Consider the following 24,490-nt stretch of genomic DNA (forward strand, 5'->3'; position numbering starts at 1 on the left):
TATTAGTTCCTGCTGCTTTTACGGGAAGAAGTTCCTCCCTTCTTAGCAGCCGGTTTCTTCTTTCCACTTCCCTCTTTCCTGGTGCCTCCATCTTTCCTTGAACTTCCTTCTTTTCTGGAACCGCCTTCCTGCCTGCCACTACCTTCTTTCTTTCTGCCTTTCGCTTTATACTCAGTGCGCTCACCAGCAGGTTTCCTTGCTGATCTCGCCCCCGGGAATGCTGCAGGTGCGCTACCTTCCGGCTCTACCAGGTCATAATCCAGCTGGCGTTTGGTCAGATTAGCGGCTACTACCTGTATCCTCACTTTGTCACCTATACGGATCTTCCTGTTTGTAAACAGGCCGATCAGCGCATACTCCTGCTCATCATATTTAAACTCGTCTTTGGTATTCATACTTTGCAGGCTCACCAGACCTTCACATTTGGTATCTACGGTTTCCACCCAGAATCCGAAATGCGCTACGCCGCTCACTACACCATCAAATTCTTCCCCGATGAATTGCTGCATGTACTCCACCTGCTTGTATTTGTTAGCCGCTCTTTCTGCTTCCATGGCTTTACGTTCCATTTCAGAGGAGTGCTTACATTTCTTTTCCATCTGTTTATCAGGATGGATGTCATGTGTCAGGCATTGCTGCAACACACGATGTACCAGCACGTCCGGGTAACGGCGGATAGGTGAAGTGAAGTGGCAATAGTGATCAAAGCCCAGACCGTAGTGTCCGATGTCATCTACTGTATAAGCCGCTTTCGCCATGGTACGGATACCCAGGGTCTCCAATACGTGCTGCTCCGGCTTACCTTGTGCCAGTGCCAGCATCTCATTGAAGGAACGCGCCAGTTTATCCGGGTTGTCTATTTCCAGCCTGTGGCCGAATTTACGGGCGAAGCCAGAGAACACTTTCAGCTTTTCCTCATCTGGCGTATCGTGCACGCGGTAAGGGAACGGCACCTGCTGATTGGTGCCTATACGGATATTAAATACATATTCGGCCACGGTCCTGTTGGCGAGCAACATCAGTTCCTCGATCAGCTGGTGTGCTTCCTTACTTTCCTTGACCACAATACCGACGGGCTTTGCGTTCTCATCCAGCTGGAAACGCACCTCCTGGGAGGAGAAGTTGATCGCACCATTCTCAAAACGCTCTTTGCGCAGGGATCTGGCTATCTGATTTAACAGCAGTACTTCTTCCTGGTAAGGGCCTTCTCCTTTTTCGATGATCTCCTGTACTTCCTCATAGGTAAAACGATGGTTGGAATGGATCACGGTACGGCCGAGCCAATGTTCCTTGATCTCTCCTTTATCGTTCATTTTAAATACCGCAGAGAAGGTCAGTTTATCTTCGTGCGGACGCAGGGAACAAAGCTCGTTAGAGATCTTCTCCGGCAGCATCGGCAATACACGATCAGGCAGGTACACGGAGGTCGCACGTTTGTCCGCCTCTTTATCCAGTGCTGTTTCCGGCAGCACATAATGGCTCACGTCCGCGATATGCACCCCCACTTCATACCAGTTTCCACGCAGTTTACGGATGGAGATGGCATCGTCAAAGTCCTTCGCATCTACAGGGTCGATCGTAAACGTCAGGGTCTTACGGAAATCCTTGCGCTTTTTAATCTCTGCTGCGTCTATATTTTCCTGGATCTCACTCAGCTCTTTCAGTACCTCATCCGGGAAACTGAGCGGGAATCCACTTTCGATCAATATTTCCTTCATCGCCAGGTCATTGGTATTGCTGGCATCCATCACCTCTATCACCTCTCCCACAGGCTTACGGGTCTTTTCGCCCCAGGCCACTACACGCACTACGGCCTTATCGCCGTCCTTCGCATCTTTCAGGGAATTGGCAGGAATATATATATCCGGCATGAACAGTCCTTTCTCGGGTAACAGGAAAGCAAATCCCTTGTTCACCTGTAGCGTACCGGTAAATTCAACCTTCTTGCGTTTAATGATCTCCGTTATCACACCTTCCATCCGGCCTTCGTTCCTGCCCTGTTTGATCACGTCAACAAGTACGTCGTCTCCATCAAGTGCAGTATTAAGATTCTTCTGGCGGACCATTACATCCTTCTCCTGTCCTTCAACAACTACAAAGGACATCCCGGAGCGGGTTATTTCGACAGTGCCTCTGAAGGATTTCTTCTGGCTACTGAGTTTTTGAGGTTTTTTCTTTTTTGTCATTCTCGTAACGTTTAATCATGGTTACTTCCAAACTGATCCACGTAAGTAAAAATATAATTATTAAATGAATCTCCTTCCCCAAAGAGGAAAGATATTTCCACCGGCATAACGGCTATGGGCAAGTTCGTAGGACGCAGCTGTTCTGATAGCAGTTGCAGGCGTACTGCGTCTTTCTCCGTTGTTACCACCATCTTGCGGGTGCCGGGCAGGTTGCCGAGTTCCCTTTGTATTTTCTCCAGATCAGGAACGGAATAGTAATAATGATCCGGGAAAGAAAGCAGGAACACATTGTTATAATCCGCCTTCAGTTGCTGTAAAAGTGGTTCCGGACGGGCAATGCCACAAACCAGTAACACAGTCGTTTCCGCACTGTTGTCAACCGGTGTACCGGTGAACATATCATACAAAGCGCCATACGTCAGAGAAGTAAAAAACAGTTGCTGATGTGGCAGGGGATCAATCTCCTGCCGGATGGCGGCTTTCTCGGTGTCCGACAGTTGCGGCGGACATTTGGACACAATGATACAATTGGCCCTTTCATACCCCTTGCGGCCTTCACGCAGGCGGCCGAAGGGTACTACATGATCTTTGGTGAACCTGCGCCCATATTCGGTGATCAGGATGTTCTGTCCCGGTTTCACAGAGCGGTGCTGGAAAGCATCATCCAGCAGTATGACCTGTGTATCGGGCCGTTCTCCCAGCAGCTGTGGTATAGCCAGCATACGTTCCTCTCCTACGCAGACAGCTATATCGGGAAACTTGCTATGGAACTGCATCGGTTCATCTCCCAGTTGTGCCGCAGTGCTTTTCGCATCTGCCAGCAGGTAACCGCTCGTACGCCGGTTGTATCCCCGGCTGAGGGTAGCTACCTGGTAAGTATCTTTCAGAAGCCTGATCAGGTATTCCACATGAGGCGTCTTACCCGTCCCTCCCACGGAGAGATTCCCTACGGCTATCACCGGCAGGTCAAATTCTACTGCCGTCAGGACATTGCTGTCGTAGAACCGGTTACGGATCCACATCACCAGTCCATACAGCAATGAGAAAGGATATAATAAGACTTTCAGGTATTTCAGCATTTTAACTCTTTTTGAAATAATAAATGGTTTGCGGCGTCACCACCATGTCCAGCGGCACATCATACGCACCTGCATCCGCAATTTCCTCTACCGGCGCAAATAAAGACAGACCGATAGTGGTTACTGCTGGTGAACATTGCTGCAGAAAACGGTCATACATGCCTTTACCATATCCGACGCGCTGCCCTTTTTTATCGAATGCCAGCATAGGAACAAACACCAGGTCCATCTCAGCAGGTGACAATGTGATACCGCCTGCCGGTTCGGGTATACCATAGGCATTCTTCACCAGCACGGTGTCCGGTTGCCACAGGAAATGCTCCATCGAGGCATTGCGCATGTCCGATCTGGACAATACCCATTGCAATGCAGGATAGGCATCCCTGGCCCAGTCGACCAGTGCGTGCGTGTCCGCTTCTTTCTTTTCTGTGATGGGAAGAAAAATGTGTGCCATTCTGAAAGCGCTGTAGTCCAGCCGCTTACATTGTTCCAGTAACTCCCTGTTAAGGGTGGCAATCACATCGTCCGGAAGGTTCAATCGTTTTTCCAGGTATTCCTTTCGTATATCCTTTTTTGTTAACAAGTGGATCAGAATTACCGTAAAGATAGCTTTTCTGCCTGTTCCTTCACAAATGTCCTGTTCACCAGTGCCGTATGAGGGATCCTTCCCAACAGCGGATAACCGCTCCATCCTATCACCTCGTCCTCATTTGTATGATGCGCCCCGCTGAATATCCACCCCATAACCGGGATATCACGCTGTTTCAATACCTGTGCCGTCAGTAATGCATGGTTAATGCTCCCCAGGTAATTCTGGGCTACAATGATGACTTTGGCGTCCAGTTGCTGTATAAAGTCGATAGTAAAGATCTGCTCTGTCAGCGGTACCATCAGTCCGCCGGCCCCCTCTATTACCAAAGGTCGTGCCGAAGGCTGAATACCAGCTACCTGTGCTACCACCCCTGGGACATCTATCGTCACATGCTCCAGCCTTGCAGCCAGGTGCGGCGATGCCGGGGCTTCCAGCCTGTATGCTTCCGGGTGACATACGGACACCGGATTGGATATCAGACCTTTAACAGTATCCGTATCTGTTCCTTCCAGTAATCCTGTCTGTATCGGCTTCCAGTAATCTGCCTGCAGTGCTTCCACTATACAGGCGGATGTCAATGTTTTTCCGACGCCAGTGCCTATGCCTGTTACAAATATCCGCTGACTCATGACATGCAAATATAGTGTAATAGGAATTATTGGGCTGTGATCCTTAATACGGCAATATTAAAAAGGTAACCCATACGATATTTAAAATATATACCCTGATTGCCAGCTCGCCTGGCAATCTGACACTTTCCTGGTCATTGTGTAGCGTTACGCACAGGTCCCATTCCCGGCACCTGCCTCCCGTTGATTATCCATCGCCTGCTCCTTTCCACGCATGCCCGAAAAAGGAAATTCCTTACATTCGCTACAGTCCAACAAGATCTATATGAAATTTTGCAACAGTATACTTGAAACGATTGGCAACACTCCACTTGTGAAACTGCATCGCGTTACGGCCGGACTTCCATGCCCGGTATTCGCGAAAGTCGAATTTTTTAACCCCGGTAACTCTATTAAAGACCGTATGGCCCTCAAAATGGTAGAAGAGGCGGAAAAGAAGGGTTTACTAAAACCCGGCGGAACCATTATTGAAGGCACCTCCGGCAATACTGGCATGGGGCTGGCACTCGCCGCGGTGATCAAGGGATATAAGTGTATTTTCACGACAACTGATAAACAATCCAAGGAAAAGGTAGATATACTCAAAGCAGTAGGTGCCGAAGTGATCGTATGTCCGACAAATGTCGAACCGGAGGATCCCCGCTCCTATTATTCCGTTTCCCGCAGACTCTCTACCGAGATCCCCAACTCATTTTATGTGAACCAGTACGATAACCTCGCAAACCGGGATGCACACTATGAGCAGACGGGTCCGGAGATCTGGGACCAGACAGATGGTAAGATCACGCACCTCGTGGTAGCTACCGGTACGGGAGGTACGATCACCGGCGCGGGCAAGTTCCTGAAAGAAAAGAATCCCGCTATACAGGTCTGGGCGATAGACAGTTATGGCTCATTGCTGAAAAAGTATCATGAGACCGGAGAGATTGATATGAGCGAAGTATATCCCTACATTACGGAAGGTATCGGGGAAGACTTTGTGCCGGAGAACTATGACATGAACATCATTGACCGCTTTGAAAAAGTAACAGATAAAGATGGCGCGGTCATGGCCCGCCGTATCACCAAAGAGGAAGGCATCTTTGTAGGTTACTCTGCCGGCTCTGCCCTCTCAGGTCTGATCCAGCTGAAGAGTCACCTCAAACCGACGGACGTGGTAGTTGTCATCTTCCATGATCACGGCAGCCGCTATGTAGGGAAAGTATACAATGATCAGTGGATGATGGAGCGTGGGTTCCTGGATGTAAAAACGGTGAAGGATGTGGTGAAATGGCCGTCGTAATCAGCCGCTCGTAACTATCACCCAGGAAGAGAAGGTAAGTGATGCCATCGTGAAAATGAAGAAATTCGACATCGAGCATTTACCGGTATTACATAACAATGAGATCGTAGGCGCTATTTCAGAAGGTGGACTCTTCAACCGGTTAATTGACGACGTCAACCTGAAAGATGCACAGATCAAACAGGTCATGCACGCTGCTTTCCCGGAAGTAAGCATGGATATGCCGATCGAAAAACTGTCCGCTTACATCAACAAGGAAAATGGAGCCGTGATCAGCAAAGACGAAAGCGGCAAACCGCATATCGTAACAAAATATGACATCATTCAGGCATTAGGAAGCTGATGCAAACGATGAAACAATATAAAGATCAGCTGGGGCGGGAAGTGGTGATACCATTCCCGCCCCGTCGTATTATATCGGTTGTACCATCGCAGACGGAGCTGTTGTTCGATCTCGGGCTGGAAGCCGAAGTAATTGGCATCACGAAATTCTGTGTTCATCCGGAGCAGTGGTTCCGGATGAAGCAACGTATCGGAGGGACGAAGCAATTGCAGCTGGAACAGATATTGCAATTACAACCAGATCTCGTGATTGCCAATAAGGAGGAAAACACGGCTGCGGACATCCAGTATCTCATGAAACATGTCCCGGTCTGGGTCAGTGATATCAAAAACCTGAACGATGCACTTGACATGATCAACTGTATAGGTGAAATAACCGGAACACTTCAACGAGCGCATGAAATAACACACTCTATCTCCATCAAATTCAGTGAATTATTAAATCAAATAAAAGGCACTCAAAAACGTCCCTCTGCTTATTTTATCTGGCGGGAGCCGTGGATGGTAGCAGGCGGTGATACATTTATCAACCACCTGATGGGGTGCTGCGGACTGGAAAATGTATTTGCCGGGACACCCAGGTACCCGGTTGTCGACATAGCGGATCTCCCGGCTACAAAGTGTCAGCTCATACTCCTATCCTCCGAACCCTACCCATTTAAGGAACAGCATATCACCGAATTGTCAGCCGTTTTACCGGAAGCACATATACTATTGGTAGATGGAGAGATGTTTTCCTGGTATGGCAGCCGGCTGGATAAAGCGGCAGATTACCTGTACAGGTTATGGAAGGATTTGTGTAATTGTCAATAAAGAATAAAAATTTACGAGAAAAATGCCATTTTATTTCGTAAATCATTATAGATAATTACGAATTGTGCTATAATAGTTAATCTTTAGTACTTATATTTGCCATCCTTAAATGTAAAACAATCCGAAAGCTATGGGAAAATACAGAGCTGGCGTGTTATTCGGCGAAGAGCTGGAAGCGCTGTACAATGATGCCAAGAATAACGCATTCGCAATGCCTGCCGTTAACGTGGTGGGAACCAATTCCGTAAACGCAGTACTGGAAACCGCTGCTAAAGTAAACTCACCTGTAATTATTCAGTTCTCCAATGGCGGTGCGCAGTTCTTTGCCGGTAAAGGAATGCCGAATGACAAGCTGCAGGCAAATATTGCTGGTGCGATCTCTGGTGCAAAACACGTACACGAAGTAGCTAAATACTACGGCGTTCCTGTAGTATTGCATACTGACCATGCTGCGAAAAAGTGGTTGCCATGGATTGATGGTCTGCTGGATGCGGGTGAACTGTTCATGAAACAGACAGGTCAGCCACTGTTTAGCTCCCACATGCTGGATCTTTCTGAAGAGCCACTGCACGAGAACATCGAAACTTCCGTAAAATATTTCGAAAGAATGAATAAACTGGGTATGTCCATCGAAATCGAACTGGGCGTAACTGGTGGTGAAGAAGACGGTGTTGACAACTCCGGTGTAGAAAACGACAAACTGTATACACAGCCTGAAGAGGTATTCTATGCATACGAAAACCTGGCTAAAGTAGGTAGCCGTTTCACTGTTGCTGCTGCTTTCGGTAACGTTCACGGCGTATACAGCCCGGGTAACGTTGAGCTGCGCCCGGTGATCCTGCACAACAGCCAGGAATTTGTACAGCAGAAACTGGGTACTGCTCCAAAACCAATCTACTATGTATTCCATGGTGGTTCAGGTTCTCCGAAACATCAGATCGCTGAATCCCTGGGTTATGGCGTGATCAAAATGAACCTCGATACAGACATGCAGTGGGCATTCTGGGAAGGTATCCACGATTTCTACGAAGCGAAGAAAGATTATCTGCAGGCACAGCTGGGTAATCCGGAAGGCGCAGATAAGCCAAATAAAAAATACTACGATCCGCGCGTATGGCTGCGTAAAGGTGAAGAAACCTTTGTTAAACGCCTGGAAGAAGCATTCGCTGACCTGAACTGTGTTAACAGAAACGCATAATTACCGAAGCGGGACCACACTATAGATCCTCAGGAAGTACTTCCTGAGGATTTTTTTGTAACTGTATTTTTATTATAGGACTTATATATATATCTTTCCAATCAAATTATTGGTTGCCAGGTACTTTAATTATAATTATGCCCTAAGCATACTTTGGAAGTTAATATAATTTGTATCTTGCACAACTATTTTGTAACCTAATAGCACAATATGTCAAGCTGGTTTAAGCGCATTAAACAAGGCATTCAAACGTCTACAAGTGAGAAGAAAGAAGCGCCGGATGGGTTGTGGCACAAATGTCCTAACTGCAAAAAAACCTCTACAGTAAAAGATCTGAAAGAGCACTTTTATGTATGCGACAAGTGTAATTACCACAATCGCATTAATTCGGCAGAGTATTTCGAGATTTTATTTGATAAAAATGAATTCGAAGAGCTGTTTGGCAACATCTATCCGAAAGACTTCCTCGGATTTAAAGACCTGAAGCCTTATGGTGCAAGGCTTGTTGAAGCTCAGAAGAAATCAGGCCTTAAAGACGCTATGCGTGTAGGGGTTGGTCAGGTATTGGGTAACGATCTGGTAATAGCCTGTATGGACTTCGCCTTTATCGGCGGTTCCATGGGTTCCGTGGTAGGTGAGAAGATCGCCCGCTCCATCGACTACTGTATCGCACACAAAATGCCGTTAATGGTGATCTCTAAATCAGGCGGCGCCCGTATGATGGAAAGCGCCTTCTCCCTGATGCAGATGGCCAAAACTTCCGCAAAACTGACACAGCTGGCAGATGCAAAACTGCCGTACATCTCCCTGATGACAGACCCGACTACTGGTGGTGTAACAGCCTCCTACGCGATGCTGGGTGACCTGAACATCGCGGAGCCAAAAGCACTGATCGGTTTCGCCGGTCCGCGCGTTATTAAGGAGACTATCAAAAAAGACCTGCCGGAAGGTTTCCAGAGTGCAGAGTTCCTGCTGGAACATGGCTTCCTGGACCTGATCATCGACCGTAAGGAGATGAAACAACGCCTGGCAGTGTTACTTGAACTGTTTAAAAAATAACAACAAAAGAGATTAGGAATTGAGAATCAGGAATTAAGAATTGAACCCGTTTCGTCTTAATACTTGACTCTTAATTCCTAATTTTCGTTTACGTTCATCATTTTATTAATCCCAGCAAGAATATAGGAACCAGGATTAAACAATTGTGTCGCTTCGTACAGCTCAATGCCTGATCCTACTTCCTAATTCTTAATTATTGATCGGCTTAGGACCCCGGAACCAGATAATTGCGCCAGTTCACACAGCTCAATTCCTACATCCTACCTCCTAACGCCTAATTTTTTTCCCATGGCAGAACTCAAGAACAGATCGGCATATTTCGAGTACGCAATAGAGGATAAGTATATCGCCGGCATGGTGCTGACAGGTACGGAGATCAAATCTATCCGTGGCAGTCGCGTGAGCTTTAACGATTCATTCTGCTATTTTAACAAAGGAGAATTGTTTGTCAGAAGCCTGCATATCGCCGAGTATTCACACGGCACCTATGCTAATCATGATCCCCTTCGTGAACGTAAGTTACTGCTAACCAAGCGGGAACTCAGAAAACTTGAGAACAAGATCAAGGAAAGAGGCTATAGCATCATTCCATTGCGCATCTTTATTACCGACAAAAGCCTGGCTAAGATCGAGATCGGCCTGGGTAAAGGTAAAAAGCTGCACGACAAACGTGAAAGCATCAAGCAACGTGAAACGGACCGGGAGATCAGAAGATTCCTGAAATAAGAAAAATCCATTATCGAGCATATGCGAAACCGTTTCTGGTGGCTGATAGCACCTATCCTATTTATCCTCTCCTGTAAATCAGGCGAAAAGTCGTACAACAAGGGACGATACGACGAAGCTGTTACATTATTTGTAAAGAAACTGCAAAAGAAACCTGCAAGTACTACTTCCCTGCAACTGCTTCCTGACGCTTACGCTCAGGCAAAACGGATGCATGAAGATAAAGTAACCGGGTACCTTTCTTCCAATGATCCACTGAAGTGGGAATACGTACGCAATGAATACCGTAGCCTGCAGCGCCTGTATGATGCGATACACGCCTCCCCTGCAGCATTGGCCATTGTCACTCCTAAAGATTATCGCAATGCCATCACCGGCGCCCAGGAAAACGCCGCCCAGGTCAGATATGACCGTGGCGCTGAACTGCTGGACCAGGGTGATAAGGCGGCTGCCCGACAGGCATACGATGAGTTTCAGGCAGCCCTGGCACTCATCCCGAACTACCGTAATGCAGCACAGCTCAGAGAAGCAGCCTTCCAGAAAGGGCTTGTTAATGTAGTGATCCGACAGATAGATGTCCGCTCTCCCTACTATCAGTTCAGCGCTGACCAGTTCAGAGATGTTCTGATAAAAAACCTTCAGCAGCGAAACATCAACCGCTTCGTACAGTTCACCGACGAACGTATCGCCAAAGCGAACCGGATACAGCCTGACCAATACCTGGAAATGCGCTTCTATGACTTTGTTGTCGGACAAACATACGTAGACCGCTCCGAGAGAGAGGTATCCAAGGAGATCGTTGTCTCTTCGGTAAAAGACAGTACCGGTAAAGAAACCATCAAACGTTACGCTACCGTAAAGGCAAAGGTATATGTCAATAAAGCCACCGTTATTTCCAAAGGTGTGCTCGACTACCAGCTGCTCGATGTCGTATCCGGTAATATCATCCGTACCGACAGACTACCTGGTAGCTATACCTGGTTTAACCAGTGGGGCTATTACAAAGGTGATGAACGTGCCCTGAGTGATCAGGATAAAGCGCTGATGGGAGGTGACGATATCCCGCCTCCGCCTCCTCAGGAACTGTTCTTGCAGTTCACCAAACCTATCTACGATCAGATGACCAGTGAAATGCAGCAGTTATATAATAACATGTAATATTCTGGTTTATCGTCTTATAAAAATAATGGGTCCGCCACATGGCGGACCCGTTATTTTTATAAAACGATGTCTTCCTAACCTTTCCGCCTAAGAAGGTATTGCAATGCGCCTGTAGACCATAGTGCCCAGAGGATCAATACTGGCTGGAAAAATAAACGGATCAGCCGCGCCTGATCTGTATCCAGTCCAAACGCATCACGGTGTTCCGTATACTGCGCAATATTACCCGGAAAAACAGCGACATAAAATAATGCCAGTACAATTCCGACCAATACCTTTTGTTTCGCCCACCACACCATACTGAGACCTAACACCAGCTCTGCTACACCTGACAGTAAAACAACCATATCTTTACCAATGGGTACCCAGTCAGGCACCTGCGCCTGAAATTCCGCCCGCTGAAAGGTAAAATGTCCGATGGCTGCCATTATCATAAACAACCCCAGGATGACCCTGAAAACATTCTGAAGCTTACTTGTAGTAATAGATTGCATGTCTGCTATTTGAAAATTAATAAATGATATACCTGCTATAAAGTTATACAACATTCACACCAGCAGCCAGCCTGATTGCCATCCGGCTTCGTTACGGACCGGCTGGGACCCAGCGGCCAGTAGATACTAATTAATAACATTAGCTGTAAGTACTGTCCTATACCATCTGATCTAAACAACTTCTCTCACCTTAACTAATTGATTAACAAAAACATAATAAATCAGCATACTGATATGTTAAAATTTTGTATATATTTGCGCCGGCATTCCAGAACGGAGCCTGATCAAACCATATAACCTATGAAAAAACTTGTACTGTACTTATTTACCATCGCAGCTTTTGCCATTTCCTGCACAAAGGAAGAAAAAGGAGACCCAGTTACACCTGCCATCAATACCGGCACTTATACTATTGAGGGCAAGACCTACACAGCAGACTACACCTATTGGACTGGCAGAGACGGACTGGTTATCACCAACCTCCCGCAGGCGCCTGAGTATATCGAGAACTCCGTGCAGATCTCTGTAGACAGCCTGCATTTATCCGAGACCTTTACATACATGGGACGCAGCAATATCAACTACGATAAAACCAAAAACTTCTTCGGCTCTTATGTAAAATATACGCCAAGTGGTATCTACGGTGAAGGACGTGAGATCACCGGCGTTACAGCAGGTACACTGAATGTCACCAGGGAGAAAGAGGTTTTCACTATTAAGTTCAATATGACAGTCGCTGGCAAGCAGATCGAAGGAACTTACGTAGGAAAGGTAGAAGGCAAGAAATGGTATTAATATCACATTTTACTATAACAGGAAAGGGAAGCAGTGCTTCCCTTTCCTGTTATAGTAATGTCTTAGCTGTCCCACATACACAAAGTCCACCAGCAGGCCCACTCACCCCTTAACTTTCTGAGGGCTATCAATCTCCCGCCCCAGTTACTTCCCGGCTGTAATGATACCATGTATATAAGACCGATAGTATTATTGCTTATAAAAACAGGTGGTGTCAGTTCGTAAACGGAGGTTGACCATTTGTACTAAATCAATAACTGCTCAGTCCCTAGTAATTCTTGATAAACGCAAACTGTACTTTCCTGTACTGCGGCTTATCTACCTGGACCTTCAATTTCTTAAATGATTCCATAGGCCCCTTTGTTACAAAGAGGTTCACCAGCCATGCCGGCAAACTACCACCCGGATTTGCCTCCAGGGTATACTCAATATTGACCATGTTAGGCCCCGCCGGTGTGATGATCCATTTACCGGAAGACTGTGTTACACGTACAATACCATCCTTTGCAGGCATATAATCAGGTACTACCGGCCCGTCGATCGTTACGACTTTGGTACGCGGGTCCTGGCTGGCAGTCAGGTGACAGATAAAGTCCCTGTTGCTGAGCGGCCATGGAAGTCCCACCTCAGAATAGTAATACACTTCAGCAGGAGAAACCTGCTTCAGGAGGGTACTTGACTTAGTAGCATACAGCCACTCTCCTGCAGTATTGACATCCATTATGACAGCGGTAAACTCAGTAAGTGTAGCTGGCAATGAGCATTTAACCTTGATGCCCTTGTAGTCAGAGTTCTCTATGGTCTTGGTATAGATCTGTATACCATCTTTATTATGCTTGAGTGTCCAGTTGGTCTGCGCATAGCTCATTAAACTGAAAAGCATTGCCAGGCCAGTGATCAGAAAGTTCTTCATGTTCGTCTATAGGTTGAAATCCGACACAAAACTACGAACTATAACGGGAATATCTAAAAGTGACCGGATAATGTACTAAAAACGGACATTTTGGTCCTTTCTTAAAATCCTAACCGGCTGAATGCAAGCATATTAATATGCCGGCACTTACTTATCGGCAGAATTGATATTCCGCTCATATCTGAAAGCACAATAACAAAACGTCCGTCGTAGAGACGGACGTTTTTATTCAGATGCATCAAAGACACAGGACCCCGGAACTACCTAATTACCTCAGTTCACACAACACAATTCCTAATTCCCAATCCTGATCTATTGCATTATGCGTTTACCAATGGCTTGACCTTCTTACCGATCAGCTCAATGGATTGCATCAGTTTGTCATGTGATACTTCAGCGGAATCCATCTGAAAGGTCAGTCTGGATATGCCTCCCAATGCATTTGCGTGCCGCAGGATCTTTTCTGCTACCTCTTCCGCACTTCCAACCAGCAATGCACCTGTTGGACCTGCCTGTGCCAGGAAATGGTCTTTGGTCGTCGGAGGCCATCCTCTTTCCTTTCCGATCTTGGTCATGCTGGCGGCATAACCCGGATAGAAATCGTTAAAGGCTTCTTCAGTAGTATTGCCTACATATCCCAGCGAATGGAGTCCGACTGTCAGTTGCTCCGGCGCATGCCCTGCTCTTCTTCCGGCTTCACGGTACAGGTCTATCAGCGGACGGAAACGATGGGTCTCTCCTCCGATAATGGCCACCATCAATGGTAAGCCGAGGGTACCTGCGCGCACGAACGATTGCGGCGTACCACCTACTCCCAGCCATATAGGCAGTTTTTCCTGTAACGGACGGGGGTAAACAGGCTGGTTCTTCATGGCTGGTCTGAACTTACCTGACCAGGTCACAAATTCCTTATCGCGTATTTCGAGGAGCAGGTCCAGTTTTTCGGAGAACAGTGCATCGTAGTCATCCAGCTTATACCCGAACAACGGGAATGCATCGGTAAAAGAACCACGGCCTACGACCATTTCCGCACGACCATCAGAGATCAGGTCGAGTGTAGCAAAGTTCTGAAAGGCACGGACAGGGTCCATGGAACTCAGCACCGTAACGGCACTCGCCAGCTTGATCTTTTTGGTACGCGACGCAGCGGCTGCCAGTATATGTGTAGGCGCTGAATCGAGGAAGCCCTTGCGGTGATGCTCTCCTATACCAAAAACATCCAGGTCCGAGCGGTCGGCATGTTCCATTCGCTCAAGCAACTGGAACATAGCGTCCCTGTCGTTGAGTGCAGCAGCTGCATTATCACTGAACCTGGCCGCAAAACTATCTATTCCTATTTCCATATATTAATAAAGGTTTGCTGTTTAGTGGCAGCTGGTTACGCCAGTACAGGCGCTGTTTCCTTTACCAGCTGTACTTCCATCAGCAGTTTAACCTCGTCGCTCAGTACGATGCTACCTGCTTCAGTTGCTGCATTCCAACGCAGACCATAGTCTGCACGGTGCAGGTGTCCTTTGATAGAGAAGCCATCTTTCTCCTGTCCGTACGGATCTGTTACAACACCATGGCGTTCTACATCCAGCTCGATGCTATGTGTATGACCTTTGATAGTCAGCTCACCGATCAGCTTATAATGCTCGTCTGTTACTTTTTTGATCTTCTTAGATACAAAAGAGATCTTCGGGAAGTTGGCGCTGTCGAAGAAATCAGCTCCGATCAGGTGTTCATCTCTCTGTTTGTTCTTGGTGGTGATGCTGGCAGTGGCAGCTTCGAATGTGATCGTCGCATCATGAAAATCCGCGCTCTCCGTCTTAACACTTCCTGTAAACTCTGTAAAGTAGCCACTTACGTTCGTAATCATCAGGTGTTTTACTTTGAAACCAATTTCGCTATGTGCGTCGTCAATCTTCCAATGTGTCATAAACTAAATCTTTTAGGCATTGTTTAATGACGTAAAAATAATACACATTGTTATTTTAATGGATGGATAGTTTACGGATATTGGTGCACAAATTTCATTATTTCATTAAATAAATGTTAAAGTGCCTCAGGTGGATACATAAAAATAGGGCTACCCGTAACGGATAGCCCCTGCTATTCAAAAACAATTCAGTTTTACGCTTCTTCGAAACCGACATCTTCCAGCCAGTTCCTGCTGTCCGCAGCCTGTGTGGCCAGTTCATCACAACGATTATTCATAGGGTTAGTGGAGTGGCCCTTTACCCAGTTGAATTTTACGTGGTGCTTTTTGAATGCCGGTATAAAACGCTGCCAGAGGTCTTTGTTCTTTTTGTCTTTAAAACCGGTCTTTACCCAGCCCCATAGCCAGCCCTTTTCGACACTGTTGACCACGTACTGACTGTCCGTAAAGATCTTTACCTGCAATCCGTCTCTCTTCAGTGCTTCGAGGGCCACGATAACGGCCATCAGCTCCATGCGGTTATTCGTCGTAAGCCGGTATCCCTGTGATAATTCCTTGCGGACGCTGTTCCACATCAGGATAACACCATAGCCACCAGGACCTGGATTACCGCGGGAAGAGCCATCCGTGTAAATAATAACTTCTGACATAGCGGGCAAAGATAAGGATTAAGCGCTATGCTTTTACACCTGAAATACCCCCAGACTGAAGGAATCTTCCACTGGTGCGTTATTGGCGGCAGCGATACACTCGGACAATGTCTTCCGTGTTTCCAGCGGATCAATGATCTCGTCTACCCATAAACGACTGGCGGCGTAGTAAGGTGTCGTCTGACTATTATACCTGTCCGTGATCTCTTTCAGCAATCTGCTTTCTTCTTCCGGTGTGATCTCCTCTCCTTTTGCCTTCAGGGAAGCCACCTGGATCTGCAACAATGTTTTGGCCGCCTGTTCTCCACCCATCACCGCGATCTTGGCATTCGGCCATGCAAAGATGAACCGTGGATCATATGCCTTTCCGCACATGGCATAATTACCCGCCCCATATGAGTTACCAACGATCACGGTAAACTTCGGTACTACAGAATTAGCCACTGCATTCACCAGCTTCGCACCATCTTTGATAATACCCGCGTGTTCACTACGGCTACCTACCATAAAGCCGGTCACGTCCTGCAGGAACACCAGTGGTATCTTTTTCTGATTACAGTTCATAATAAAGCGGGCTGCCTTGTCTGCGCTGTCATTGTAGATCACACCACCCATCTGCATCTCGCCTTTTTTACTCTTCACCATCTTACGCTGATTCGCCACAATACCTACAGCCCAGCCATCGATGCGTGCATAACCACAAAGGATGGTCTTACCATAATCTTCCTTATACTCATCAAACTCAGACCCATCTACCAGGCGGTGGATGATCTCATGCATATCATACGGACGGGTGCTATCCTCCGGGATCACGTTGTATAACGTAGCAGGATCAATCTGCGGATCAACAGGTGCGATACGGTTAAAACCCGCATTCGCAGGATCACCTATCTTACTCACGATCTTTTTGATATGATCGAGGCACGCTTCATCAGAATCAAACTTATAATCTGCAATACCCGAGATCTCTGTATGGGTAACGGCGCCGCCTAACGTTTCCGCATCAACCGTCTCCCCGATAGCGGCCTTCACGAGGTAAGGCCCTGCCAGGAAAATAGAGCCGTTGCCATTCACCATCAGTACTTCATCACTCATAATAGGCAGGTACGCACCGCCTGCCACACAGCTACCCATTACAGCAGCGATCTGGGTAATGCCCATGGCACTCATGCGTGCATTGTTCCGGAATATACGACCGAAGTGTTCTTTATCAGGGAAGATCTCATCCTGCATAGGCAGGTATACACCGGCACTGTCTACCAGGTAGATCACGGGTAATCTGTTCTCCATCGCTATTTCCTGCAAACGGAGGTTTTTCTTGCCGGTCATGGGGAACCAGGCGCCGGCCTTCACGGTCATATCATTGGCGACGATCATACACTGGCGACCGCTGATATAACCAATGCCGCCAACAGTGCCCGCTGCCGGACAACCACCGTGTTCAGCGTACATGTCATAAGCGGCAAAAGCGCCGATCTCTGTAAAAGGAGTGTCTTTGTCAAGCAGGTAAGCAATTCTTTCTCGTGGGGTCAACTTACCTTTCTGCCGTACTTTTTCGAGGTTCTTTTTTCCTCCCCCCTGTTCAATGACAGAGAGGCGTTGCCGGAGCGTGCTGAGAGATCTGCGCATCGCATCTTCATTCCGGTTCATGTCCAGTTGCTGTGCATCCATATGATTGTTTTTGGTTCGGGGCATTTTTATGGCCACAACTAAAAATAAGGAAAAACACAGAAACAGCCGCATGCTATCCCGGCAGGCCGGCTGATACAATAGTGGGCTGTGATCTTATATCACCGTACGGTGATGCTTTGCCCATTTGATCATTTCTGACAGGATAGGCCATAATGTTTTGCAATAGTCGGTCAGCGCATATTCCACCTGCATGGGCGACAGTTCATCTGCCGTCCTCGTCACCAGTTTATTCAGTTCCATTTCCCTCAGCTCCTTCGACAACATTCGAAAGGTGATCTTAGGAATACTCCTGGCAATATCCCGGTAACGCGTATTACCATTTACCAGCGATACCATGATCAGTATCCTCCATTTTCCATTAATTACATACAGCGTATCCTGGATATACTTCATGTTTTGCTGATCCTTCTCTGTGCACGCAATTTCTGTACTCATACCCAAGCTTTTATCAATTGACAACTGCTATACTCTATGATAGCATCCCCAAAGATATACCACCCCGCCAATACCTTTGTCAGAAATTAAACATCATACATGAAAAAGACAATTCTGATAACAGGAGCCAGCAGTGGCTTAGGAAAAGCAACGGCGGAATACTTTGCTTCAGCAGGCTGGCAGGTAGCTGCCACCATGCGTACCCCGGAAAAAGCGACTACACTGACTGAGATACCCGGCATTCAGATATTTAAGATGGATGTCACAGATAACGCTACGATCACCAGAGCCGTAGCTGATATCATCAGCACTTTCGGTAAGATCGATGTGGTACTGAACAACGCCGGAATGGGACGCTACGGCGCACTGGAGCTATGTTCAGAAAAAGACATCAATGATATCTGGCAAACGAATGTACAGGGTGTTGTAAACGTGATACGTGGTGTACTGCCGCACTTCAGGGCCAATAAAGCAGGTACCATCATTAATGTAGGCTCTGCCATGGGACTCACTACCACGATGCCCCTGCTATCATTATATCACATGACGAAGTATGCGCTGGAAGGATTGACCGAAGGACTGTATTATGAACTTAAACCACTGAACATCGATGTGCATATGATAGAACCCGGCGGCTTCCCTTCGGAATTAAATCAAAACCTGGTGTTCCATCGTCGCGAGGACATGAAGGAGTACGATGTGGTAACGGACAAGATAGAACAGCTGCTTCTGCACTATAACGATTTGCCACTGGGTACAGTAGAAGAGATTGTGGACGTGATCTATGCATTATCTGAAAGAAAAAGTACACAGTTCAGAACAGTGATTGGTACTGCTGCGAATGAACTGGTAGCAAGAAGAAAATCATTAACTGATGAAGTATTTCTTGCGTCTTCACTAAGCTATTTCAGCTAGTAAGCAGATATTATTTTTTACACAGAGGATTACGCGCAAGTGTGATCCTTTCGTGCGTTCGGAACAGCGCTATTCCGGAAACGCTTGCCTCACCTAATCCGAAAACGGAGCATCTTCCTCCTTCAATTCAAGATCTGCTTCAAAAAATGGCCTTACCCAAGCCTGATAACTACCGTGGTCAATGCCGTGTATCATAGAAATCAACGTAAACAAGATCAGGAGACATATTACTGAAGTTTCAGCAACATGTCTCCTGCGTATTAAATATCCTGAATTGAACAGCAATTAATAATCAGACAGCCGCTGCTCCGTACCAGGATGTATCACAGTGTTCGTAGAATCCACCTCGATCACGCGTTTCGCGCCAATAAAGCGTTTCTTATAATACTCACTATTCGTGATATCCACGATATTCACGCCCTGATTGCTGGAGTGGATCATCAGCACCTTTCCATTATCAACCTTGTACACACAACCTACGTGCGCAATCCTCTTTGCTTTGGATTTCAGGCTACGGCCGGTGAAGAACAGCAGGTCGCCCGGGCTCCAGTCGGAAGGTGTGATCAGGTTTCCAAGGGTGCTCATATCGGCAGCTGTACGGGGCAGCGTCATACCGATAAAGGAAAAACCGAACTTGATCAGACCACTGCAATCAAATGCCATCGGGCCGATCGCTCCGCGGATATAAGGTTTACCCAGTTCTCCTTCCAGAACAGCCAACAGCTGTTTGATGTTGCTTCTCAGCCCGGAAGTATCGTATGTATTGATGGTAATGTCAGCGTTTGGAAAATACAAACTATCAGGCATCCGTGGTGGCGTCACTACTTTAGGATGGGCCACATGATGCGCTACCGCTTTGGATTTATGAGCGGTCGCTTTTTTATGGTAAGCAGTGGTATGCTTTTTAGCTGGCGCGTGCTTAACAGGCTTTTTCTTAATTTGTGCCGCAACAGTGGTAATGCTGGCAACTGATATGATTATCGGCAATAACTTCTTCACAGTAACATGTTGTTTAGTCAAATGTCCCCGCTTCTACCTCCTGATATCCAAAATCGGCAGTTGATAAAGAACGGATCATTTTGAAAGCTCTCAATGTTGTATCCGGTTTAGGTATGCCCTCCCCTTCTTGCAGGAAAGAAAACACTTTATGCTCGACAAGGTTTCCCTCGCTGGTGATTTTTACCCGCAGCAAAGGTGCAACATTATTGGGATATTTCAGATTAAATAAGTGATAAGTTGCAAAATTTCCTAAACTATAAGCCACTAATTTACCTTTATAACGCTCCATCCCCCTTACAACGTGGGGCCCTGAGCCGATTACGAGGTCCGCTCCTTCATCAATACACATATGTGAAAAATGTCTTACATCTCCTCTGTCCTGTCCTAAAAACATTTCGCGTCCCTTCGGTGTATGGGTACGCGCCGAACCTTCACCGCCTCCATGAAAGAACACCACCAGCAGCTTGCATAATGGACGCACTTCGGCGATGGTCGCCTTTATAAGCGAATCGTCATTTAGATCAAGACAGTTGGCATGTGGTGCAAAAGACACAAAGCCGATCGTCGTACCACGCACCGACAGTGTGTCAAATACGTGTTGCGGCACTCCGCTGGTCCTGATGTTCACACTATCCAGAAAAGCCAGCGTATGCTTTACCCCTGTCAATCCGAAATCATACGAATGGTTATTGGCCAGGTTGAGGTATTCGAAGCCCGCCTCTTTATACCACAGGGCATAATTGTACGGCGTACGGAAGGCAAAACACTGGGTAGAGGTTCCACAGTTCTTAAACACTTTCGCATCATCAGATACAACGCTCTCCAGGTTACCGATACGCAGATCCGTTTCCGCCAGCAATGGCATCGCATATTGCAGGATATTGCCCTCGTCTGCCTTCGGCAGGAAAGACTTCGCGGGGTAGGAAGAACCTACCATCATGTCGCCCACAATGGAGAAACTGATGGTATCAGGCAATGTATCGACTACCGCCACTGGTGGCAGCAGCGTATCTGAAAGGGCTATCCGGCTGCCCCAAACGGTCATTTTATAAGATTGTCTTGACTTCGTATTCTTATCCCCTGAAATAATATGAGGCAGAAACAGCAACACAATGAAATTGAAAGAAAACAAATGAATGCTCTTAACAGCAACTTTCGGCATACAGTAAACTAAATATTAAAATGAAAATCAGTCTCTTAAAGAATACAATATCATTCCTGGGGGAACAAGAAAAAAGTCAGTACATCACGTTTACATTCACGAACCGTTCCTTTGAGGTTTTATGCCAGCAAATATATAGCAATCCCGGGGTATTTCATAGCAGAAAGGCCGGGCCCGTCACTCGGGTACCGGCCTTTTTGCTGTATACAATTCTGTTACAACAAGTTATTTCACGAAAGAAATTGTACTTTTTTTGCCATCCTTGACTATCGTGATCCAATATACGCCACCATGGAGGCGTGATACATCTAAATTATTGGTAGTCAAACGACTGCGTAGCACCACACGACCTGTCACATCCACCACCGTTACGTCTGAGCCGGTGATATTCAATGATGTTTTCAGATACAACGTATTGCCGGCAGGGTTAGGATATAGTGTCACGCCTTTCAGCAGACTGCGCTCCTCCTCGTTCACCCTGGCGGTCGTATTAATAGCAGGTGCTGCGCCGGTGGCTGTAATACGGATAGAGGTAGCCTTGTCATTGAAGTTCTGTGCTACCAGGCAGCTGTTATCACTTGTAGCGGTCACACTCGTACCGGCGAAATTGTCATTTTCGTACAAGATCACCTGGTAGCCATTGCTCACCCGCAATGAAGAAATATCGTCATTCAGTATGCCTTTCGCCTGTAACTGCGTCAGGGTATAGTTGCCCGCTGGCAAACTCACCACTGCCCCTGTATAGTTACAGTCCTTGAAGAAAGAAGCGCCGGCGGTATAACTGATAATGATAGACGATACGCTATCATTCCATGGGCCGCCTATCCACGGACTGTTACTGGTCACTACCAGGTTGTCACCGGTGAAGTTATCATTCTTGTATAGTGTTGCCTTAAAGCCGGTAGGAATAGAGAATCCTGTCACATCATTGTTGTTGATCCCCTTTGCCTGTAACGCGGCGGTATTATAACTACCTACGCCTAAGCTCCAGTAACTGCCACCGTAGTTAATGTCCTTGTAAAAGAACGACTGGTCCAGTAATGCGGCCGCTTCTACCAGCATAACACCACTCAGCTGGGTAGAATAATCCGTACTGCCTGATGGCTGTTGTGACCACACCGTACCCACAAGATTAGTAGCAGGATTAATGCCACTGGTCTTCAGGGTCTGCGCATTGAAGCGGATCGCCTCATTGTACGCATCCCTGGTAGCCGCAGGCACATTACCTTCCCTGGCCAGTTCCGCGAGATAGCGGATAAAGATGCCTTTGAATAATCCGCCGTCACCGCCACCATCTTCATTCGCAAAGAACATCCCGTTCGTGCGTCTGGAATTCATAGCATAGTTGGCCGTTTTGACCGCCTCATTCAGATAGTATGCATCTCCCGTTACCTTGTACAGCTCCCAGCCAGCACCAATGAACGTACCTACATTGTAGGAGAAGATCCAGTCTTTGTTAGTTACGCCGGTATTGAGATTGATGTTGTCCCATACGGCGCCGGTCACAGGATCTACCAGGTTGTTCTTCATAAAGGTGAAGATGTCTTTGATGAGCTGAAGGTCTGCAGCTGATCCTGTTATCTGATACAGTCTTGCTCCAAGGATAATGGCGGGACCATTGGTACAGGAGTTCTTACATCCTGCGCAACCCTTGTTCCAGTCGATGGCCCCATTACTGTAACCTCCCTTGATGTCGGCCCATAACTGCGTGGCGACGTTATAATACTCAATGTCTCCTGTTGCCAGCCAGGCACGCAAAGTTGCAATGCCCATCCAGTCCATGTCGTCGTAGAAATAGTTGATGTAAGTATTCCCGTTTGCGCTCTTTGTACCGAGCAGCAAGGCTTTCATACGGGTCTTGTAAGTTTCGGAACGGGTACGCATATAGCCGTCTGTCAATGCATGTACACCATTAGCGGACCACCAATAATTATTGTTTGGCACACCGAAAGTGTTATACATACTTGTTTGCAGCGCTTCTGCCGTGGAATTGAAATTAGCGAGCTGGCCGAATGAAGAGAGCTGCATGCATAGCAGCAGTACGGCCACTTGTAGAAGTGATCTCATGTTGTAAAGGTTTTGAAGGATCAGTATAAATGAGTAACAGAACTGTATGACGCGTGGAAATGCAACGCCGGCCGCCGCAACGTGGAAGGAACAGCCGGCAATCCGTCAGTCAGCCGACGGGTTACGTAATAAAACACACCGCTGCCTTCAGACAGGCGGCCGAACAATTGTTTGTAAATGGAAGAGAGATAATGAAGAATGAATGGATACTTCATTGAAAAGGGTTTTATGTAATGATGACTACATGTTACCCTGGATAGAACTACAGCGTAATAAAAATATTCAAATATTTTAAATAAAGCAAGAGGGGGTTAACAAATTCATGTACCCCCTGCTTAAACCAGATCAATCTCGTACCGTTCTTCTGTCAGCTGCAACCCCCACATAGGCATATGCTTTTCGCCCGACTTGCGGAAACCGTTCTTTCTGAACATAGATGTCGCTGCTACCTGCTGACTGGTCGTAATGAGATAAATTTTCTGAAACAGCTTTTCTTTAGCGGCATTAATGGCTTCCGTCAGCAGGCGCTGTCCGATACCAATACCGCGATAATCCGGATGTACCAGGAACCAGCGTAACTGGGTAGCATAACGCGAATGCCCGAGCACCGCAATGGAACCTATGATCTGATTGCCATGCATTGCCAGGAATACCTGATCTTTAGAAGAGTTATACGCTTCCAGGAATTCATAGAAGGTCTTACAGGTATGTGTTTCAAACTCCAGGTTATACCCTGCTTCCTTTGCATACAGGGAGCCATGCATGTGCATGATAAAACCAGCATCGCCCGGCTGCAGGTCACGTCTGTAGGTGATATCTTCCGGCGATATCCTGGCGTCATCAGAGAGGATGTGACGCACGGTCTTCATCGCTCCCGCCAGTGCCACCTGCTGTTCTGCCGGAACGGGTTCCAGCAGTTTGTTGACCTGTGCTGCGGAGCCTTCTTCCAGCGTTTCGAGCAACTTCGCTCCCTTCGCTGTCAGCTGCAGGTACCAGGTACGTCCGTCCAGGTTGGACTTACGTTTGGCGATCAGCTGATTCATTTCAAATGATTTAAGGATGCGGCTCAGATATCCGCCGTCAATACCTAAATTGGCAATCAGTTTTCCTGCCGTGCATTGCTCTTCCTCTTCTTTTAACTTCCTGAGTACCCTTAATGCAGATAACGAAAGATTGTTGTCTGCCAAATGCCTGTTTAATAACTCCGCCAGGCTGTTGTAATAATTATTGAATTCACTAACCTCCCGCACCACTTCAAGATTCACTGACATGTCCCTAAAATTTTCCGCAAATGTTAAAAATCTGTTTGACAAAAGCAATTAAAAAACAGCGACATTTACCCACATTGGGTGCCTGTCGCTGTTAAGATATTCAGATTCT

At 47.0% G+C, this 24,490-nt stretch carries 25 protein-coding genes; 9 read left to right on the top strand and 16 right to left on the bottom strand.

Going from position 1 to position 24,490, the window contains the following annotated elements; all coding sequences use genetic code 11:
* Positions 1-2 precede the first annotated feature (2 nt).
* From rnr to bioD, 4 genes are read right to left on the bottom strand one after another with little or no spacing between them, the layout of a single operon-like run.
* A complete protein-coding gene (rnr, locus tag GWR21_RS05110) occupies positions 3-2,186 on the bottom strand; it encodes a ribonuclease R (RefSeq protein ID WP_162330694.1) in 2,184 nt (727 codons plus the stop codon).
* An 11-nt stretch (positions 2,187-2,197) separates the two neighbouring features.
* A complete protein-coding gene (gene lpxK / locus GWR21_RS05115; RefSeq protein WP_162330695.1) occupies positions 2,198-3,265 on the bottom strand; it encodes a tetraacyldisaccharide 4'-kinase in 1,068 nt (355 codons plus the stop codon).
* A gap of 1 nt (position 3,266) precedes the next feature.
* Complete coding sequence (locus tag GWR21_RS05120; protein ID WP_162330696.1) at positions 3,267-3,848, bottom strand: 5-formyltetrahydrofolate cyclo-ligase; 582 nt, start codon at positions 3,846-3,848, stop codon at positions 3,267-3,269.
* 11 nt (positions 3,849-3,859) lie between these two features.
* Positions 3,860-4,486: a dethiobiotin synthase gene (bioD, locus tag GWR21_RS05125; RefSeq protein WP_162330697.1), complete on the bottom strand. Its 627-nt coding sequence runs from the start codon at positions 4,484-4,486 to the stop codon at positions 3,860-3,862.
* A 265-nt stretch (positions 4,487-4,751) separates the two neighbouring features.
* On the opposite strand from bioD, the gene GWR21_RS05130 reads away from it, so the two are divergent.
* The 7 genes from GWR21_RS05130 to GWR21_RS05155 all read left to right on the top strand — a co-directional run bounded on the left by GWR21_RS05130 (position 4,752) and on the right by GWR21_RS05155 (position 11,064).
* Positions 4,752-5,768, top strand: coding sequence for a PLP-dependent cysteine synthase family protein (locus GWR21_RS05130; RefSeq protein WP_238430198.1), 1,017 nt, complete (start codon positions 4,752-4,754; stop codon positions 5,766-5,768).
* 55 nt (positions 5,769-5,823) lie between these two features.
* Complete coding sequence (locus GWR21_RS31460) at positions 5,824-6,111, top strand: CBS domain-containing protein (RefSeq protein ID WP_238430399.1); 288 nt, start codon at positions 5,824-5,826, stop codon at positions 6,109-6,111.
* Positions 6,112-6,119: 8 nt separating this feature from the next.
* Positions 6,120-6,923 (top strand): helical backbone metal receptor, encoded by an 804-nt coding sequence (locus GWR21_RS05135; protein ID WP_238430200.1) that lies wholly within the window; start codon positions 6,120-6,122, stop codon positions 6,921-6,923.
* Positions 6,924-7,053: 130 nt separating this feature from the next.
* Positions 7,054-8,121 carry a class II fructose-bisphosphate aldolase gene (gene fbaA, locus GWR21_RS05140; protein WP_162330699.1) on the top strand — a complete coding sequence of 356 codons (1,068 nt, stop codon included), beginning with the start codon at positions 7,054-7,056 and terminating at the stop codon, positions 8,119-8,121.
* A gap of 210 nt (positions 8,122-8,331) precedes the next feature.
* Complete coding sequence (gene accD / locus GWR21_RS05145) at positions 8,332-9,180, top strand: acetyl-CoA carboxylase, carboxyltransferase subunit beta (protein ID WP_162330700.1); 849 nt, start codon at positions 8,332-8,334, stop codon at positions 9,178-9,180.
* 288 nt (positions 9,181-9,468) lie between these two features.
* Positions 9,469-9,906 carry an SsrA-binding protein SmpB gene (smpB, locus tag GWR21_RS05150; protein WP_162330701.1) on the top strand — a complete coding sequence of 146 codons (438 nt, stop codon included), beginning with the start codon at positions 9,469-9,471 and terminating at the stop codon, positions 9,904-9,906.
* A 21-nt stretch (positions 9,907-9,927) separates the two neighbouring features.
* Positions 9,928-11,064 carry a tetratricopeptide repeat protein gene (locus GWR21_RS05155; protein ID WP_162330702.1) on the top strand — a complete coding sequence of 379 codons (1,137 nt, stop codon included), beginning with the start codon at positions 9,928-9,930 and terminating at the stop codon, positions 11,062-11,064.
* A gap of 77 nt (positions 11,065-11,141) precedes the next feature.
* Here GWR21_RS05155 and GWR21_RS05160 read toward each other — a convergent pair whose 3' ends face one another.
* Positions 11,142-11,561: a DoxX family protein gene (locus GWR21_RS05160; protein WP_162330703.1), complete on the bottom strand. Its 420-nt coding sequence runs from the start codon at positions 11,559-11,561 to the stop codon at positions 11,142-11,144.
* Between the two features lie 300 nt (positions 11,562-11,861).
* Here GWR21_RS05160 and GWR21_RS05165 point away from each other — a divergent pair, with 300 nt between their 5' ends.
* A complete protein-coding gene (locus tag GWR21_RS05165; protein ID WP_162330704.1) occupies positions 11,862-12,356 on the top strand; it encodes a hypothetical protein in 495 nt (164 codons plus the stop codon).
* Between the two features lie 268 nt (positions 12,357-12,624).
* On the opposite strand, the gene GWR21_RS05170 is transcribed toward GWR21_RS05165, so the two are convergent.
* From GWR21_RS05170 to GWR21_RS05195, 6 genes are all read right to left on the bottom strand, one after another.
* Positions 12,625-13,269 carry an START domain-containing protein gene (locus GWR21_RS05170; protein WP_162330705.1) on the bottom strand — a complete coding sequence of 215 codons (645 nt, stop codon included), beginning with the start codon at positions 13,267-13,269 and terminating at the stop codon, positions 12,625-12,627.
* A 320-nt stretch (positions 13,270-13,589) separates the two neighbouring features.
* Positions 13,590-14,612 (bottom strand): LLM class flavin-dependent oxidoreductase, encoded by a 1,023-nt coding sequence (locus GWR21_RS05175; protein WP_162330706.1) that lies wholly within the window; start codon positions 14,610-14,612, stop codon positions 13,590-13,592.
* A gap of 35 nt (positions 14,613-14,647) precedes the next feature.
* Positions 14,648-15,190: a YceI family protein gene (locus tag GWR21_RS05180; protein ID WP_162330707.1), complete on the bottom strand. Its 543-nt coding sequence runs from the start codon at positions 15,188-15,190 to the stop codon at positions 14,648-14,650.
* Positions 15,191-15,384: 194 nt separating this feature from the next.
* Entirely contained in the window at positions 15,385-15,840 is a 456-nt protein-coding gene (gene rnhA, locus GWR21_RS05185) for a ribonuclease HI (protein ID WP_162330708.1), read from the bottom strand.
* A 33-nt stretch (positions 15,841-15,873) separates the two neighbouring features.
* Positions 15,874-17,511 (bottom strand): acyl-CoA carboxylase subunit beta, encoded by a 1,638-nt coding sequence (locus GWR21_RS05190; RefSeq protein ID WP_162330709.1) that lies wholly within the window; start codon positions 17,509-17,511, stop codon positions 15,874-15,876.
* A gap of 114 nt (positions 17,512-17,625) precedes the next feature.
* A complete protein-coding gene (locus tag GWR21_RS05195; RefSeq protein WP_162330710.1) occupies positions 17,626-17,967 on the bottom strand; it encodes a winged helix-turn-helix transcriptional regulator in 342 nt (113 codons plus the stop codon).
* Between the two features lie 99 nt (positions 17,968-18,066).
* Here GWR21_RS05195 and GWR21_RS05200 point away from each other — a divergent pair, with 99 nt between their 5' ends.
* Entirely contained in the window at positions 18,067-18,882 is an 816-nt protein-coding gene (locus tag GWR21_RS05200; RefSeq protein ID WP_162330711.1) for an SDR family oxidoreductase, read from the top strand.
* Positions 18,883-19,167: 285 nt separating this feature from the next.
* On the opposite strand, the gene GWR21_RS05205 is transcribed toward GWR21_RS05200, so the two are convergent.
* From GWR21_RS05205 to GWR21_RS05225, 5 genes are all read right to left on the bottom strand, one after another.
* Positions 19,168-19,881: a C40 family peptidase gene (locus GWR21_RS05205; protein ID WP_162330712.1), complete on the bottom strand. Its 714-nt coding sequence runs from the start codon at positions 19,879-19,881 to the stop codon at positions 19,168-19,170.
* 13 nt (positions 19,882-19,894) lie between these two features.
* Positions 19,895-21,043 carry a CapA family protein gene (locus GWR21_RS05210; protein ID WP_162330713.1) on the bottom strand — a complete coding sequence of 383 codons (1,149 nt, stop codon included), beginning with the start codon at positions 21,041-21,043 and terminating at the stop codon, positions 19,895-19,897.
* A 225-nt stretch (positions 21,044-21,268) separates the two neighbouring features.
* Positions 21,269-23,110, bottom strand: a complete 1,842-nt coding sequence (locus GWR21_RS05215; protein WP_162330714.1) for a glycoside hydrolase family 76 protein — start codon at positions 23,108-23,110, stop codon at positions 21,269-21,271.
* Positions 23,111-23,130: 20 nt separating this feature from the next.
* Positions 23,131-23,325 (bottom strand): hypothetical protein, encoded by a 195-nt coding sequence (locus GWR21_RS05220; RefSeq protein ID WP_162330715.1) that lies wholly within the window; start codon positions 23,323-23,325, stop codon positions 23,131-23,133.
* A 120-nt stretch (positions 23,326-23,445) separates the two neighbouring features.
* On the bottom strand, positions 23,446-24,381 hold the full coding sequence (locus GWR21_RS05225) for a bifunctional helix-turn-helix transcriptional regulator/GNAT family N-acetyltransferase (RefSeq protein ID WP_162330716.1): 936 nt from the start codon (positions 24,379-24,381) through the stop codon (positions 23,446-23,448).
* Between the last annotated feature and the right edge of the window lie 109 nt (positions 24,382-24,490).

Source organism: Chitinophaga agri (assembly GCF_010093065.1).
GTDB classification, from domain to species: Bacteria; Bacteroidota; Bacteroidia; order Chitinophagales; family Chitinophagaceae; genus Chitinophaga; species Chitinophaga agri.

Excerpts from the sequence above, each read along its gene's own strand:
- rnr (WP_162330694.1), bottom strand. The coding sequence starts at position 2,186 with ATGACAAAAAAGAAAAAACCTCAAAAACTCAGTAGCCAGAAGAAATCC.
- lpxK (WP_162330695.1), bottom strand. The coding sequence starts at position 3,265 with ATGCTGAAATACCTGAAAGTCTTATTATATCCTTTCTCATTGCTGTAT.
- bioD (WP_162330697.1), bottom strand. The coding sequence starts at position 4,486 with ATGAGTCAGCGGATATTTGTAACAGGCATAGGCACTGGCGTCGGAAAA.
- GWR21_RS05130 (WP_238430198.1), top strand. The coding sequence starts at position 4,752 with ATGAAATTTTGCAACAGTATACTTGAAACGATTGGCAACACTCCACTT.
- GWR21_RS31460 (WP_238430399.1), top strand. The coding sequence starts at position 5,824 with ATGAAGAAATTCGACATCGAGCATTTACCGGTATTACATAACAATGAG.
- GWR21_RS05135 (WP_238430200.1), top strand. The coding sequence starts at position 6,120 with ATGAAACAATATAAAGATCAGCTGGGGCGGGAAGTGGTGATACCATTC.
- fbaA (WP_162330699.1), top strand. The coding sequence starts at position 7,054 with ATGGGAAAATACAGAGCTGGCGTGTTATTCGGCGAAGAGCTGGAAGCG.
- accD (WP_162330700.1), top strand. The coding sequence starts at position 8,332 with ATGTCAAGCTGGTTTAAGCGCATTAAACAAGGCATTCAAACGTCTACA.
- smpB (WP_162330701.1), top strand. The coding sequence starts at position 9,469 with ATGGCAGAACTCAAGAACAGATCGGCATATTTCGAGTACGCAATAGAG.
- GWR21_RS05155 (WP_162330702.1), top strand. The coding sequence starts at position 9,928 with ATGCGAAACCGTTTCTGGTGGCTGATAGCACCTATCCTATTTATCCTC.
- GWR21_RS05160 (WP_162330703.1), bottom strand. The coding sequence starts at position 11,561 with ATGCAATCTATTACTACAAGTAAGCTTCAGAATGTTTTCAGGGTCATC.
- GWR21_RS05165 (WP_162330704.1), top strand. The coding sequence starts at position 11,862 with ATGAAAAAACTTGTACTGTACTTATTTACCATCGCAGCTTTTGCCATT.
- GWR21_RS05170 (WP_162330705.1), bottom strand. The coding sequence starts at position 13,269 with ATGAAGAACTTTCTGATCACTGGCCTGGCAATGCTTTTCAGTTTAATG.
- GWR21_RS05175 (WP_162330706.1), bottom strand. The coding sequence starts at position 14,612 with ATGGAAATAGGAATAGATAGTTTTGCGGCCAGGTTCAGTGATAATGCA.
- GWR21_RS05180 (WP_162330707.1), bottom strand. The coding sequence starts at position 15,190 with ATGACACATTGGAAGATTGACGACGCACATAGCGAAATTGGTTTCAAA.
- rnhA (WP_162330708.1), bottom strand. The coding sequence starts at position 15,840 with ATGTCAGAAGTTATTATTTACACGGATGGCTCTTCCCGCGGTAATCCA.
- GWR21_RS05190 (WP_162330709.1), bottom strand. The coding sequence starts at position 17,511 with ATGGATGCACAGCAACTGGACATGAACCGGAATGAAGATGCGATGCGC.
- GWR21_RS05195 (WP_162330710.1), bottom strand. The coding sequence starts at position 17,967 with ATGAGTACAGAAATTGCGTGCACAGAGAAGGATCAGCAAAACATGAAG.
- GWR21_RS05200 (WP_162330711.1), top strand. The coding sequence starts at position 18,067 with ATGAAAAAGACAATTCTGATAACAGGAGCCAGCAGTGGCTTAGGAAAA.
- GWR21_RS05210 (WP_162330713.1), bottom strand. The coding sequence starts at position 21,043 with ATGCCGAAAGTTGCTGTTAAGAGCATTCATTTGTTTTCTTTCAATTTC.
- GWR21_RS05215 (WP_162330714.1), bottom strand. The coding sequence starts at position 23,110 with ATGAGATCACTTCTACAAGTGGCCGTACTGCTGCTATGCATGCAGCTC.
- GWR21_RS05220 (WP_162330715.1), bottom strand. The coding sequence starts at position 23,325 with ATGAAGTATCCATTCATTCTTCATTATCTCTCTTCCATTTACAAACAA.
- GWR21_RS05225 (WP_162330716.1), bottom strand. The coding sequence starts at position 24,381 with ATGTCAGTGAATCTTGAAGTGGTGCGGGAGGTTAGTGAATTCAATAAT.